Source organism: Streptomyces sp. NPDC028419, from assembly GCF_055565515.1.
Window position 1 is genome coordinate 1 of the sequence record NZ_JBVHUE010000013.1, and the last position, 14289, is coordinate 14289.

Annotated in this window: 12 protein-coding genes, 1 rRNA gene and 1 riboswitch; of the genes, 12 read left to right on the top strand and 1 reads right to left on the bottom strand. The window is 69.9% G+C overall.

All coding sequences use genetic code 11. The features are described 5' to 3' along the window. The first annotated feature begins 138 nt into the window (after positions 1–138). The 11 genes from rrf (at position 139) to ACZ4UB_RS16965 (ending at position 10491) form a co-directional block, all read left to right on the top strand. Positions 139–255 (top strand): 5S ribosomal RNA (gene rrf, locus ACZ4UB_RS16915). A gap of 127 nt (positions 256–382) precedes the next feature. Next, entirely contained in the window at positions 383–991 is a 609-nt protein-coding gene (locus tag ACZ4UB_RS16920; RefSeq protein WP_468070867.1) for a CDP-alcohol phosphatidyltransferase family protein, read from the top strand. A gap of 102 nt (positions 992–1093) precedes the next feature. Next, positions 1094–3589 (top strand): mannose-1-phosphate guanyltransferase, encoded by a 2496-nt coding sequence (locus ACZ4UB_RS16925; RefSeq protein WP_354382040.1) that lies wholly within the window; start codon positions 1094–1096, stop codon positions 3587–3589. Positions 3590–3676: 87 nt separating this feature from the next. After that, a complete protein-coding gene (locus tag ACZ4UB_RS16930) occupies positions 3677–4582 on the top strand; it encodes a DUF881 domain-containing protein (RefSeq protein ID WP_468071115.1) in 906 nt (301 codons plus the stop codon). Continuing rightward, positions 4579–4911, top strand: a complete 333-nt coding sequence (locus ACZ4UB_RS16935) for a small basic family protein (RefSeq protein ID WP_125651314.1) — start codon at positions 4579–4581, stop codon at positions 4909–4911. The genes ACZ4UB_RS16930 and ACZ4UB_RS16935 overlap by 4 nt, the downstream gene beginning before the upstream one ends. Before the next feature lie 4 nt (positions 4912–4915). Next, on the top strand, positions 4916–5740 hold the full coding sequence (locus tag ACZ4UB_RS16940) for a DUF881 domain-containing protein (protein WP_468070869.1): 825 nt from the start codon (positions 4916–4918) through the stop codon (positions 5738–5740). 82 nt (positions 5741–5822) lie between these two features. Next, positions 5823–6764: an FHA domain-containing protein gene (locus tag ACZ4UB_RS16945; protein WP_468071117.1), complete on the top strand. Its 942-nt coding sequence runs from the start codon at positions 5823–5825 to the stop codon at positions 6762–6764. A 43-nt stretch (positions 6765–6807) separates the two neighbouring features. Next, complete coding sequence (ftsR, locus tag ACZ4UB_RS16950; RefSeq protein WP_354382037.1) at positions 6808–7575, top strand: transcriptional regulator FtsR; 768 nt, start codon at positions 6808–6810, stop codon at positions 7573–7575. Positions 7576–7627: 52 nt separating this feature from the next. Then, positions 7628–8101 (top strand): bifunctional nuclease family protein, encoded by a 474-nt coding sequence (locus ACZ4UB_RS16955; RefSeq protein WP_283461037.1) that lies wholly within the window; start codon positions 7628–7630, stop codon positions 8099–8101. 180 nt (positions 8102–8281) lie between these two features. Next, entirely contained in the window at positions 8282–8920 is a 639-nt protein-coding gene (locus ACZ4UB_RS16960; protein WP_468070871.1) for a MerR family transcriptional regulator, read from the top strand. A gap of 107 nt (positions 8921–9027) precedes the next feature. After that, on the top strand, positions 9028–10491 hold the full coding sequence (locus tag ACZ4UB_RS16965; protein ID WP_468070873.1) for a DNA polymerase IV: 1464 nt from the start codon (positions 9028–9030) through the stop codon (positions 10489–10491). Positions 10492–10519: 28 nt separating this feature from the next. On the opposite strand, the gene ACZ4UB_RS16970 is transcribed toward ACZ4UB_RS16965, so the two are convergent. Next, positions 10520–10894: a PRC-barrel domain-containing protein gene (locus ACZ4UB_RS16970; protein ID WP_468070875.1), complete on the bottom strand. Its 375-nt coding sequence runs from the start codon at positions 10892–10894 to the stop codon at positions 10520–10522. Positions 10895–11008: 114 nt separating this feature from the next. Then, positions 11009–11107: riboswitch (glycine riboswitch) on the top strand. Between the two features lie 196 nt (positions 11108–11303). On the opposite strand from ACZ4UB_RS16970, the gene gcvP reads away from it, so the two are divergent. Continuing rightward, positions 11304–14189, top strand: coding sequence for an aminomethyl-transferring glycine dehydrogenase (gene gcvP, locus ACZ4UB_RS16975; RefSeq protein WP_468070877.1), 2886 nt, complete (start codon positions 11304–11306; stop codon positions 14187–14189). The last annotated feature ends 100 nt before the right edge of the window (positions 14190–14289 follow it).

Genomic DNA, 14289 nt, shown 5'->3' on the forward strand with positions numbered 1-14289 from the left:
CAGATGTGGAAGCCCGGTAACGGGTGGAGCTGACTGGTACTAATAGGCCGAGGGCTTGTCCTCAGTTGCTCGCGTCCACTGTGTTAGTTCTGAAGTAACGAACTGTGCCGATATCCGGTTTGGTTAACTTCATAGTGTTTCGGTGGTCATAGCGTTAGGGAAACGCCCGGTTACATTTCGAACCCGGAAGCTAAGCCTTTCAGCGCCGATGGTACTGCAGGGGGGACCCTGTGGGAGAGTAGGACGCCGCCGAACAATCATTGTGGGAAAGCCCCGCACCTTATGGTGCGGGGCTTTTCTGCGTTCCGGGTCCGGAGGGCCGGGTCGTTCTCCTGTAGGGTCAGGAGGCATCGTTCGTACGTTTCAAAGTGGAGGCCCTCGGGTGGAGGTCCAGGAGACTCGGGTTCAGACGGACCGAATCCTCACCATCCCGAACATTCTGAGCATGGCTCGCCTCGTCGGCGTCCCCGTGTTCCTCTGGCTCATTCTGATGCCGGTGTTCGGCGGCCCGAAAGCCGACGGTTGGGCGCTGCTGGTGCTCATGTTCAGCGGGGTCAGCGACTATCTGGACGGGAAGCTCGCCCGCCGCTGGAACCAGATCAGCAGCCTCGGCCGGCTGCTGGATCCGGCCGCGGACCGGCTGTACATCCTGTCCACGCTCATTGGGCTCACCTGGCGCGAGATCCTGCCGCTGTGGCTCACCGGCGCCCTCCTGGCCCGTGAGCTGATGCTGCTGGTCATGGTGTGGATCCTGCGCCGCCATGGCTATCCGCCGCCGCAGGTGAACTTCCTGGGCAAGGCCGCCACCTTCAACCTGATGTACGCCTTCCCCTTGCTGCTGCTCAGCGACGGGACGGGCTGGCTCGCCTGGTTGGGTTCAGTTTTCGGATGGGCGTTCGCAGTTTGGGGTACAACCCTCTATTGGTGGGCAGGAGTCCTGTACGTGGTGCAGGTCCGCCGTCTGGTGAAGGCGGACGCCACGGCCGACTGAGTTCGGCTCGCCGGAGTAGTCACGCGGAAGAGCAGCGTAGCCACCGTCCGAGACGGGCGAGGTCGGCGCAGAACGCCGTCTCTCTAGGAGGACTCTTCCGACATGAAGGCCGTCGTGATGGCTGGTGGTGAGGGCACACGCCTTCGCCCCATGACCTCGAGCATGCCCAAGCCGCTCCTTCCGGTTGCCAACCGGCCGATCATGGAGCACGTGCTGAGGCTGCTCAAGCGGCATGGTCTCAGCGAAACCGTGGTCACCGTGCAGTTCCTGGCGTCACTCGTCAAGAACTATTTCGGTGACGGCGAAGAACTGGGCATGGAGCTGACCTATGCCAATGAGGAGAAGCCACTCGGGACCGCCGGCAGCGTGAAGAACGCCGAGGAGGCACTCAAGGACGATGCCTTCGTCGTGATCTCCGGCGACGCGCTCACCGACTTCAACCTCACCGACCTCATCAACTTCCACAAGGAGAAGGGCGCACTCGTCACGGTGTGCCTGACCCGGGTGCCGAACCCGCTGGAATTCGGCATCACGATCGTGGACGAGGAGGGCAAGGTCGAGCGCTTCCTGGAGAAGCCGACGTGGGGGCAGGTCTTCTCGGACACCGTCAACACCGGCATCTACGTGATGGAGCCGGAGGTCTTCAACTATGTGGACCCCGATGTCCCGGTCGACTGGTCCGGTGACGTCTTCCCGCAGCTGATGAAGGAAGGCCGGCCGATCTACGGCTACATCGCCGAGGGCTACTGGGAGGACGTCGGCACCCACGAGAGCTACGTCAAGGCCCAGGCCGACGTGCTCGAGGGCAAGGTCCAGGTCGACATGGACGGCTTCGAGATCTCCCCCGGGGTCTGGATCGCGGAAGGTGCCGAAGTGCACCCCGACGCCGTGCTGCGCGGCCCCCTCTACATCGGGGACTACGCCAAGGTCGAGGCCGGGGTCGAGATCCGCGAGCACACGGTCATCGGCTCGAACGTGGTCGTCAAGACCGGCGCCTTCCTGCACAAGGCCGTGATCCACGACAACGTGTACATCGGTCCGCACAGCAACCTCCGCGGCTGCGTCATCGGCAAGAACACCGACATCATGCGGGCCGCCCGGATCGAGGACGGGGCGGTCATCGGTGACGAGTGCCTGATCGGCGAGGAATCGATCGTCCAGGGCAACGTGCGGGTCTACCCCTTCAAGACGATCGAGGCGGGCGCCTTCGTCAACACCTCGGTCATCTGGGAGTCGCGGGGCCAGGCGCACCTCTTCGGTGCGCGCGGGGTCTCCGGCATCCTGAACGTGGAGATCACCCCCGAGCTGTGCGTCCGGCTCGCCGGTGCCTACGCGACCACGCTGAAGAAGGGGGCGATGGTCACCACGGCCCGTGACCACTCCCGCGGTGCGCGTGCGCTGAAACGCGCGATGATCTCCGCGCTCCAGGCCAGCGCGATCGACGTGCGCGACCTGGAGAACGTACCGCTGCCGGTCGCGCGGCAGCAGACCGCGCGCGGCAGTGCGGGCGGGATCATGCTGCGGACCTCGCCCGGCGTGCCGGACTCGGTCGACATCATCTTCCTCGACGAGCGGGGCGCGGACCTCTCGCAGGGGCAGCAGCGCAAGCTCGACCGCGTCTACGCGCGCCAGGAGTACCGGCGTGCGTTCCCCGGCGAGATCGGTGACCTGCAGTTCCCGTCGAGCGTCTTCGACTCCTACACCGGTTCGCTGCTGCGGCACGTGGACACCTCCGGCGTCGCGGACTCCGGGCTCAAGGTGGTCGTGGACGCGGCGAACGGCAGCGCCGGGCTCGTGCTGCCCAGCCTGCTGGGCCGGCTCGGGGTGGACGCCCTCACGGTCAATCCCGGGCTGGACGAGTCCAGGCCGACCGAGACCGCCGAGTCCCGGCGTGCCGCCCTGGTACGCCTGGGGGAGATCGTCGCCTCCTCGCGCGCGGCCTTCGGCGTGCGCTTCGACCCGGTCGGCGAGCGGATCTCGCTCGTGGACGAGCGGGGCCGGATCATCGAGGACGACCGGGCGCTGCTGGTGCTGCTGGACCTGGTCGCGGCGGAGCGTCGCAGCGGTCGGGTGGCGCTGCCGGTGACCACGACCCGGATCGCGGAGCAGGTGGCGGCGTACCACGGCACGCAGGTGGAGTGGACGACGACCTCGCCCGACGACCTGACCCGGGTGGGCCGGGCGGAGACCACGATCTTCGGCGGGGACGGCCGGGGCGGATACATCGTCCCGGAGTTCAGCAGCGTCTTCGACGGGTCGGCCGCCTTCGTCCAGCTGATCGGGCTGGTGGCGCGCACGCAGCTCACGCTGAGCCAGATCGACGCCCGGATCCCGCGGGCGCACGTCCTCAAGCGGGACGTGCCCACGCCGTGGGCGGTCAAGGGCCTGGTCATGCGGCGCGTGGTGGAGGCCGCGGGGGACCGGCAGGTGGACACGACCGACGGGGTGCGCGTGGTCGAGGCCGACGGGCGGTGGGCGCTCGTCCTGCCGGACCCGGCGGAGGCCGTGACGCACCTGTGGGCCGAAGGTCCCGACGACGCGTCCGCGCAGGCCCTGCTGGAGGAGTGGGCGGGCGTCCTGGACGGTGCCGGGGACTGACCCCGGGTCCGCGGGCCGGGGCCACGCAGCGTGGTTCCCGGCCCGGCGGACGGCAGCATTCGGTGTCGGCCGGTGCGACATGCGACGATGTGCGGCATGTCGCAGCCGCCCAACAACCGGAGTTCGGCGAAACCGCCGGTGCGCCCGGACGCATCCATGTCGCTGCTGACGCACGTGATGGACCACAGTCTCGACGAGGGCTATGCGGAAGCCGCGGCCCGGCGCGAGGCGGAGGGCACGTCGGGTCTGCCGCGCAACCTCAAGGCCAAACTGGCGCTGGCGGCCGGTCTGGTGCTCGCGGCCATGGTCGTGACGCTGGGTGCCGCGCAGGCACGGATAGCCGCTCCGGTGCTGGCGAAGGAGCGGGAGGAGTTGATCTCCCGCGTCGAGCGGGCCGACGACCACGCGGACGGCCTGGAGAAGGACATCGAGCGGCTGCGCGACGACGTCGCGGGCCGCCAGCGTGCGGCCCTCAAGCAGCACGGCGGGGACCAGGGCGAGCTGTTGGCGCTGCTCTCCGGAGCGACCGAGGTCCGCGGACCCGGCATCAAGCTGACGGTGGACGACGCCAAGGGCGCCTCCAAGGGCAACGGCAACGGTCCGCGGGAGAGCGCGGGCTTCTCGGACACGGGCCGCTTGCGGGACCGGGACATGCAGCGGATCGTCAACGGCCTCTGGCAGGCCGGGGCGGAGGCCGTGTCGATCAACGGGCAGCGGCTGACGGCGCTGTCGGCGATCCGGGCCGCCGGTGACGCGATACTGGTCGACAACAAGCCGCTGGTGCCTCCCTACGAGATCCTCGCGGTCGGCGACAAGAAGCGGCTGAACACGGAGTTCCAGGACAGCGTGGACGGCCAGTACCTGCACGTGCTCCAGGAGAGCTACGGGATCCGGTACACCCTGTCCGCGGAGAACGAGGTACGGCTGCCGGCCGCTTCGAGCCTGACCGTACGGACAGCCACAGCAGAAGATCCGAAGAAGGGTGCATCGTGATCGCGGTACTGGGCCTGGTGGCCGGAGTGGTGGCCGGACTTCTGGTCCGACCCGAGGTGCCGGCCGTCGTCGAGCCATATCTGCCGATCGCCGTCGTGGCCGCGCTCGACGCGGTGTTCGGCGGTCTGCGCGCGATGTTGGACGGCATCTTCGTGGACAAGGTCTTCGTGGTGTCGTTCCTGTCCAACGTGGTGGTCGCGGCGCTCATCGTCTTCCTCGGCGACAAGCTCGGCGTCGGCGCGCAGCTGTCCACCGGCGTCGTCGTGGTCCTCGGCATCCGGATCTTCTCCAACGCCGCGGCCATCCGTCGGCACGTCTTCCGGGCGTGAGGCCATGAGTACGGACGAGAACACTCCGCCCGAGCCCATCCGGCCCGCGGCTCCCACAGCTCCCGAGGCGCCCGTGGAACCGTCAGGGGCCCCCTCCGCGTCTACCGAACAGACGGGGCGCCAGCGGCTGGCCGCGGGGCTCTGGCCGCCGCGGGTGAGCCGGGCCCAACTGATCGTCGCCCTGTTGCTGTTCGTCCTCGGACTGGGGCTCGCCATCCAGGTGCGCCACAACAGCGACTCCAGTGCCCTGCGCGGGGCGCGCCAGGAGGACCTGGTGCGCATCCTCGACGAGCTGGACGGGCGCACCAAGCGGCTGGAAGACGAGAAGCAGAAGTTGGTGGACCAGCGCAAGGAGCTGGAGTCGAGCTCCAACCAGGCCGACGAGGCGCGCAGGCAGACGGTCGAGAAGGAACGCCAACTGGGGATCCTGGCGGGTACCGTGGCGGCGCAGGGGCCGGGCATCACGCTCAAGGTCACCGACACCAAGGGCCAGGTGCAGTCGGACAAGCTGCTGGACACCATCCAGGAGTTGCGGGCGGCGGGAGCAGAGGCCATCCAGATCAACGGTGTGCGCGTCGTCGCGAGCACGTACTTCTCGGACGAGGGCGGCGGGGTCACGATCGACGGCAGGAAGATCACACAACCCTATGAATTCAGGGTGATCGGAAAGCCGCAGGACCTGGAGCCGGCCCTCAACATTCCCGGCGGCGTCATCCAGACGCTGGAGAAGGAACAGGCCAACGCCACCGTCGTACGATCGGCGAAGATCGTTGTGGACGCCTTGCGGCCTGCGAAGCAGCCTGACTACGCTCGGTCGTCATCGTCATGAGACCGGGCGGGATGTGGAGCGGCTCACGTGGGCGGATGCCTGCGGGGGGTCGACGCACCGAAGAAGCGGTGCGTGGTGGAAACTGTCTGGTGGTGACGGACGTTGTGAGAATGTCCGGGTCGGCAGGTGTGAGTATTCGGAGTTCGTCCTGCCCCACGGGCGGGTCTGTTTCGGTCAAGGGGAATCGCCCGTGAAGTTGTTTGAGAAGTTGTTCGGCAAGAAGAACCGCGAGGAGAGCGGTGCGCCCAAGCACCGCGCGGGACACGGTGACGTGGAGGGGCAGGGCGACCGGCCGCTCTTCCGCGACGAGGTCGCCGGAGCGGGTGACGATTCGGGCGCGTACGGCGCGTCGGCTGTTGACCCTGCTGGTACCGGACGCATAGGTTTCGGTGAACCATCAACCTCAAGTACGGGTGGAGGGTTTGCCCCCGACCCGTATGCCACCAATGCCTCCGCGGGGCACCCGCGGCGCGAGGAGCCGTCCATGTCGGCCGAGCAGGTTTGCAGCAGGTGTGGCCACCGCAGCGATGCGGCCAGCCGGTTCTGCTCCAACTGCGGGGCGCCGCTGCGGCCGGGCCTGACGCCGGAGCGTGCTTCGGAGACCACGTCCACCATCTCGATCTCGGGCCTGGAGGCCTACGAGGCCGAGGTGTCCGGACAGCACGTGTCGTCCTCGCTGTCCCCCGAGGCCCAGGCCGCGGTGGAAGCACTGCCTGCGGGCTCCGCGCTGCTCATCGTGCGGCGCGGCCCGAACTCCGGCAGCCGCTTCCTGCTGGACGGCGAACTGACCACGGCGGGCCGCCACCCGCAGAGCGACATCTTCCTGGACGACGTCACCGTCTCCCGGCGGCACGTCGACTTCCGCAGGGGTCAGGACGGTGGCTTCACCGTCTCCGACGTGGGCAGCCTCAACGGCACGTACGTGAACCGTGAGCCGATCGACTCGGTCGTCCTGCACAACGGCGACGAGGTCCAGATCGGCAAGTACCGGCTGGTCTTCTACGCGAGCCAGCGGGGCATCTGACCGTCTCCCCGGGTCCGCCCCGGGGAGACCACAGGGAAGGTCCATGCTGCGTACCTCGACGGGCGGTGCCGGACACGGCGCCGCCGGCTCGGGCGGGCGGCTGGTGAGCATCGGCACGGTGCTCACCACGCTGCGCGACGAGTTTCCCGAAGTGACGATTTCCAAGATCCGGTTCCTCGAAGCGGAGGGGCTGGTCGAGCCCCGGCGCACACCTTCCGGATATCGCAAGTTCAGCCCCGACGACGTCGAGCGGCTGGCCAGGATCCTGCGGTTGCAGCGCGACCACTACCTGCCGCTGAAGGTCATCAAGGACCAGCTCGACGCGCTCGAACGGGGCGAGCAGATTCGTATCCCCGCCCCCGCCGCACCCGCTGACGGCGACGCCGCCGGGGCAGCGGTGGTGGCCGCCGTGCTGGGTGAGATCAGCCGGAGCCGGCCCACCGTGGCCCGGATCGGCCGGGCCGAGCTGCTGGCCGCCGCCGAGGTGGACGAGGTGCAGCTGGTCGAGTGGGAGTCGTACGGGCTCCTGGCGGAGGGGCCGGAGGGCGGATTCGACGCCGAGGCCGTCACCGTGGCCCGGCTGGTGGCGGAACTGGGCCGCTTCGGCCTGGAGCCGCGCCACCTGCGCGCCATGAAGGCCGCGGCGGACCGGGAGGCCGGGCTGGTGGAACAGGTGGTCGCACCCCTGCGGCGGCACCGCAATCCCCAGACCAGGGCCCATGCCGAGGCCACCCTGAAGGAGCTCGCGGGCATCTCCGTACGGCTCCACGAGGCCCTCGTACAGACCGCTCTCGGGGTCCGACTGCACTGACTCGAGGGGCCCCGACTACCCAAACCGGCCGGGCAGGTCCTAGGGTTGCTGTGTGAACGAGCTCGACGTTGTGGGTGTCCGGGTTGAAATGCCCTCCAACCAACCGATCGTGCTCCTGCGTGAAGTGGGAGGCGATCGGTACCTCCCCATCTGGATCGGTCCTGGGGAGGCTACTGCCATTGCCTTCGCCCAGCAGGGGATGGCCCCTGCCCGGCCGCTGACGCACGACCTGTTCAAGGACGTGCTGGAGGCGATCGGCGAGGAACTCACCGAGGTCCGGATCACGGATCTGCGGGAGGGTGTCTTCTACGCGGAGCTCGTCTTCGCCAGCGGGGTCGAGGTGAGCGCGAGGCCGTCCGACGCCATAGCGCTGGCCCTGCGCACCGGGACGCCGATCTACGGGAGCGACGGGGTGCTGGACGATGCCGGAATTGCGATTCCGGACGAGCAGGAGGACGAGGTGGAGAAGTTCCGCGAGTTCCTCGACCAGATCTCCCCGGAGGACTTCGGCAGCAGCAATCAGTGAGGTGTCGGCCGAGTCGTCCTCAAGGGAATGTCAGCCCATTCGAGTAGCCTTTCCCCGCTAAGGGATACGGGAAACCACTCTCAGGGTGATTATCACTCGGCGTGCCGAGTGTGGCGATCGTTGACGCACCCCGGGTGACTGCCTACCTTCAAGGTGGCAGGTCAAGGACGGAGGGTCGGCGTGAGGATCACGGGCGACGGTACGACCGGGGGAACCCCCGCACGGAGTGAGGCCGGACCGTACGCGCTGCACGGCGGGGCGGTGGGTGCCGCGCGCCGTCAGCCGGAATCCGTGCCGCCCGGCCCGGAGGACGGCGAACACGCCACCGGGGAGATCGGCTACCGCGGGCCCACGGCCTGCGCGGCCGCGGGCATCACCTACCGGCAGCTCGACTACTGGGCGCGCACCGGGCTCGTCGAGCCCAGCGTGCGCGCGGCCGGCGGATCCGGTACCCAGCGGCTCTACGGCTTCCGGGACGTGGTCGTCCTCAAGATCGTCAAACGCTTCCTGGACACCGGGGTGGCGTTGCAGAACATCCGCACCACCGTCCAGCACCTGCGCGACCGGGGCTTTCGCGACCTGGAGCGGATGACGCTCATGAGCGACGGCGCGACCGTCTACGAGTGCACCTCTCCGGACGAGGTCGTGGGCCTGCTCCAGGGCGGGCAGGGGATCTTCGGGATCGCCGTCGGAGTGGTGTGGCGGGACGTGGAGAAGGCGCTGTCGCAGCTGCACGGGGAGCGCGTGGAGACGGGCGAGACGCTGGTCGGGCACAACCCGGCCGACGAGCTGGCCGCGCGCCGCAACCGGGCGGGCTGAGGCCCTTGAGTCGGCGGGGCCGCGGGTCGGCCCCGTCCGGGCCGCCCTCGGGGCGCGCCGGACGCGTGTCGGGGGCGTTGTCAGTGGCGTAGGGCAGCATCGGGGGCGTGAGAGCCGCGCCGACCATCCTGCATCTGGACATGGACGCCTTCTACGCCTCCGTGGAGCAGGCGGCGAAGCCGAGCCTGCGCGGGAAGGCCGTCATCGTCGGTGGGCTCGGCCCGCGCGGGGTGGTCGCGACCGCCTCCTACGAGGCGCGGCGCTTCGGGGTGCATTCGGCGATGCCCACCGCGCAGGCCCGACGGCTCTGTCCGAACGGGGCCTATCTGATTCCGCGCTTCACCCTGTACCGGGCGGTCAGCGACCTGGTGATGGCGCGGCTGCGCGCGCTGTCGCCGCTGGTGGAGCCGCTCAGCCTGGACGAGGCCTTCGTGGACCTGGAGGCGGGCGGCGCGGCCTTCGACTCCGCCGGGGCCCGGGTCACGGCCGAGCGGCTGCGGGCGGACATCCGGGCGGCGACGGGGCTCAGCGCCTCGGTGGGGCTGGCCGGGTCCAAGATGCTGGCCAAGGTGGCCTCGGAGGGTGCCAAGCCGGACGGGTTGTTGCTGATCGAGCCGGGGACCGAGCGGGAACTGCTGGCGCCCATGTCGGTGCGGACCCTGCCCGGGGTGGGGCCGGCCACCGGGGAGCACCTGCGGCGGGCCGGCATCACCACGGTGGGGGAGCTGGCCGATGCCGGCGAGGACGAGCTGGTCCGGATGACCGGGCGGGCGCACGGGGTGGCGCTGTACCGGATGGCGCTGGGCCTGGACGACCGGCCCGTGGTCGCGGAACGGGACGCGAAGTCCGTCTCGGTCGAGGACACCTTCGACGTGGACCTGCACGACCGGGTCCGGATCCGGGGCGAGGTGCAGCGGCTCGCGGAGCGGTGCGTGGGGCGGCTGCGCGCGTCGGGGCACTCGGGGCGGACGATCGTGCTCAAGGTGCGCCGCTACGACTTCTCCACGCTGACCCGGTCGGAGACCCTGCGGGGCCCGACGGACGATCCGGCGGTGGTCCGGGAGGCGGCGGCGCGGCTGCTGGAGGGGATCGACACGACGGGCGGCGTGCGGCTGCTGGGCGTGGGGGTGTCGGGGCTGGCCGACTACACGCAGGAGGACCTGTTCGCCCAGGCGGAGGCCGAGGCCGAGGCGCTGGCCCGGACGCAGGGGCCGGACGGGGGTGAGGGGGCTGACGGGGCTGACGGGGGCGCGGGGGCGCCCGTACCCGCGGAGGCGGGGGCCGGGGTCGAGGCCGCTGACGCGACCGTGGGGGAGCCCCCGCAGGAGCGGAGGTGGCCGGCGGGGACCGATGTGCGCCACGGAGAGTACGGGCCCGGTTGGGTCCAGGGCAGCGGGGTGGGGAGGGTGACCGTCCGTTTCGAGCGGCCGGGATCGCCGCCGGGCCGGGTGCGCACCTTCCGGATGGACGATCCCGACCTGGAACCGTCCGATCCGCTGCCGCTGGTGGGGGAGCCGGGCGGTGGACTTGCCGAAGTCGGTGGCGAAGGTGCCAAAGAAGGGACCGGTTGAGCGCGGACCGGTGCCGGCGGCCCCGGGCCTACGCCTCGCCGCCGGCGAGGTGGCCGAAGTCGCGGTCGCCGTGTTGGAAGTCACTCGGCAAGGTCACGTCCAGGCCGTAGTGGTGGTAGAGCTGGAGCTCCTGTTCGGGGGAGAGGTGGCGACCCACCCCGAAATCGGGGGCGTCCTTGATCAGGGCGCGTTCGAAGGGAACCCGCAGGGTGTCGCCCACCACCTCGCTCGGTTCCAGTGGGACGAACGCGTCGCGGCTGAAGAGTCCGGTCCGTACGGCGGCCCATTCCGGGACGCCCGTGGCATCGTCGAGGTAGACCTCGTCGACGGTGCCGATCTTGGTTCCATTGCGGTCGAACGCCTTGCGGCCGATCAGGCTGCGCGGATCGATGTCGGTCTGCACGGTCGCCTCCTTTTGGTCGCAACTCCTCCGTAATGACTACAAAAGTGCATTTCCGGGGAGGGGGCCACTCGAGGGAGTGCCCAGATCCTCGCTGGTAGGCTGGGGAACGGCTGCTGACCCTGTGCGGGAGAGTCCTCCGATCGAGTTCGTCGGAGGCGCCGAAGGAGCAACTCCTCCCCGGAATCTCTCAGGCAGACGTACCGCACGGACGAGGCCACTCTGGAAAGCAGGACGGGCGACGGATCGCAGTTCCGGTGCCCTTCCTCACCGACGGTGAAAGCCGGACCTCCACGGGCGATCCCCAGGAGGCCCGGTGAAGCTCTCAGGTTGAGATGACAGAGGGGGAGGCCGTCCGGGTGCCCGCGCCGTGGTACCCCTCGCAGGTCGTACGACCAGGAGGCCTCCGTACATGACCGCCAACCGCATTCCGCTCTCCCAGCTGGAGCGAGGCATCCCCTTCGAGCAGCGCCACATCGGCCCGGATGCCGAGGCGCAGGCGAAGATGCTGGCCCAGGTGGGCTACGGCTCCCTGGACGATCTGACCGCCGCCGCGGTGCCGGACGTCATCAAGAGCGCCGAGGCGCTGAACCTCCCCGGGGCCCGCACCGAGGCCGAGGTCCTCGCCGAGCTGCGTCAGCTCGCGGACCGCAACCAGGTCCTGACCCCGATGATCGGCCTCGGTTACTACGGCACCTTCACGCCGCCGGTGATCCTGCGCAACGTCATGGAGAACCCGGCCTGGTACACGGCGTACACGCCCTACCAGCCCGAGATCTCGCAGGGGCGCCTCGAAGCGCTGCTGAACTTCCAGACGGTCGTCGCCGACCTGACCGGACTGCCGACCTCCGGCGCCTCCCTGCTCGACGAGGGCACCGCCGCCGCCGAGGCCATGCAGCTCGCCCGCCGCGTGGGCAAGGTCAAGGGCGGGGTCTTCCTCATCGACGCGGACACGCTGCCGCAGACCATCGCGGTCATCGAGACGCGCGCCGAGCCCACCGGGGTCGAGGTCGTGGTCGCGGACCTGTCCGAGGGCATCCCGGCCGAGATCGCGGAGCGGGGCGTCTTCGGCGTGCTCCTCCAGTACCCGGGCGCCTCCGGTGCGGTCCGCGAGATCAAGCCGGTCATCGACCAGGCGCACGACCTCGGCGCGATCGTCACCGTCGCCGCCGACCTGCTCGCCCTGACCCTGCTCACCTCCCCGGGTGCGCTCGGCGCGGACATCGCCATCGGCACCACCCAGCGCTTCGGCGTCCCGATGGGCTTCGGCGGTCCGCACGCCGGTTACATGGCCGTCCAGGCCAAGCACGCCCGCTCGCTGCCCGGCCGCCTGGTCGGCGTCTCCGTCGACGCCGACGGCAACAAGGCCTACCGCCTGGCCCTGCAGACCCGCGAGCAGCACATCCGCCGCGAGAAGGCCACCAGCAACATCTGTACCGCGCAGGTGCTGCTCGCCGTCATGGCCGCCATGTACGCCGTCTACCACGGCCCCGACGGCCTGCGGACGATCGCCCGCCGCACCCACCGCTACGCCACCCTGCTCGCCGCGGGCCTGACGGCCGGCGGCGTGGAGCTGGTGCACGGCTCGTACTTCGACACGGTCACCGCGCGGGTGCCCGGCAAGGCCGACGGGGTCGTGGCCGCCGCCCGCGAGGCCGGGGTCAACCTCTACCGGGTCGACGCCGACCACGTCTCCGTCTCCTGCGACGAGACCACCCTGCGCGCCGACATCGACGCCGTGTGGGCCGCCTTCGGCGTCACCGCGGACATCGAGGCGCTGGACGAGGTCACCGCCGACACGCTGCCCGAGGGGCTGCTGCGCTCGGACGCCTACCTGAGCCACCCGGTCTTCCACCAGCACCGCTCCGAGACCGCGATGCTGCGCTACCTGCGCAAGCTGTCGGACAAGGACTACGCGCTGGACCGCGGCATGATCCCGCTGGGCTCCTGCACGATGAAGCTCAACGCGACCACCGAGATGGAGTCGGTGACCTGGCCCGAATTCGGCCAGCTGCACCCCTTCGCCCCGGTCGAGCAGGCCGCGGGGTACCTCACGCTCATCACCGAGCTGGAGGAACGTCTCTGCGAGGTCACCGGTTACGACAAGGTGTCCATCCAGCCCAACGCCGGCTCGCAGGGCGAGCTGGCCGGTCTGCTCGCGGTACGGGCGTACCACCGGGCGAACGGCGACGACCAGCGCACCATCTGCCTGATCCCGTCCTCCGCGCACGGCACCAACGCCGCCAGCGCGGTGATGGCCGGCATGAAGGTCGTCGTCGTCAAGACGGCGGACGACGGCGAGGTCGACGCCGCCGACCTGCGCGCCAAGATCGAGCAGTACCGCGACGAGCTCGCCGTGCTGATGATCACCTACCCGTCCACGCACGGCGTGTTCGAGGAGCACGTCGCCGACATCTGCGCGCAGGTGCACGACGCGGGCGGCCAGGTCTACGTCGACGGCGCCAACCTCAACGCCCTGGTGGGCCTCGCCAAGCCGGGTCACTTCGGCGGCGACGTCTCGCACCTGAACCTGCACAAGACCTTCTGCATCCCGCACGGCGGCGGCGGCCCGGGCGTCGGCCCGGTCGGTGTCCGGGCGCACCTGGCCCCGTACCTGCCCAACCACCCGCTGCAGCCGACCGCCGGTCCCGCGACGGGCGTCGGTCCGATCTCGGCCGCGCCGTGGGGTTCGGCGGGCATCCTGCCGATCTCGTGGTCGTACGTGCGCCTGATGGGCGGCGAGGGCCTCAAGCGCGCCACCCAGGTGGCGGTGCTCGGCGCCAACTACATCGCCAAGCGCCTGGAGCCGCACTTCCCGGTGCTCTACACCGGCCCGGGCAACCTGGTCGCGCACGAGTGCATCATCGACCTGCGCCCGCTGTCGAAGGCGACGGGCGTCAGCGTGGACGACATCGCCAAGCGACTGATCGACTACGGCTTCCACGCGCCGACGATGTCCTTCCCGGTGGCCGGCACCCTGATGATCGAGCCGACGGAGTCCGAGGACCTCGCCGAGATCGACCGTTTCTGCGACGCGATGATCGCCATTCGCGCGGAGATCGAGAAGGTCGCGGCGGGCGAGTGGCCGCTGGAGGACAACCCGCTGGCCAACGCCCCGCACACGGCCGCGGCGCTGGGCGGCGAGTGGAACCACCCGTACACCCGTGACGAGGCCGTCTTCCCGGGCGGGCTGAGCGCCGCCGAGAAGTACTGGCCGCCGGTCCGCCGGATCGACGGCGCGTTCGGCGACCGGAACCTCGTCTGCTCCTGCCCGCCGCTGGACGAGTACGACAACTGATGGTTGCGCTTGCCCATTGCTGAGCAATGAAAGGGGCCGGTCCGGGAGTATGCCTCCCGGGCCGGCCCCTTTCGCGTGCGTCGTGCGTGCCTCTTCGTAC

Coding starts and splice junctions, on each gene's coding strand:
- ACZ4UB_RS16925 (WP_354382040.1), top strand. CDS start 1,094: ATGAAGGCCGTCGTGATGGCTGGTGGTGAGGGCACACGCCTTCGCCCC.
- ACZ4UB_RS16930 (WP_468071115.1), top strand. CDS start 3,677: ATGTGCGGCATGTCGCAGCCGCCCAACAACCGGAGTTCGGCGAAACCG.
- ACZ4UB_RS16940 (WP_468070869.1), top strand. CDS start 4,916: ATGAGTACGGACGAGAACACTCCGCCCGAGCCCATCCGGCCCGCGGCT.
- ftsR (WP_354382037.1), top strand. CDS start 6,808: ATGCTGCGTACCTCGACGGGCGGTGCCGGACACGGCGCCGCCGGCTCG.
- gcvP (WP_468070877.1), top strand. CDS start 11,304: ATGACCGCCAACCGCATTCCGCTCTCCCAGCTGGAGCGAGGCATCCCC.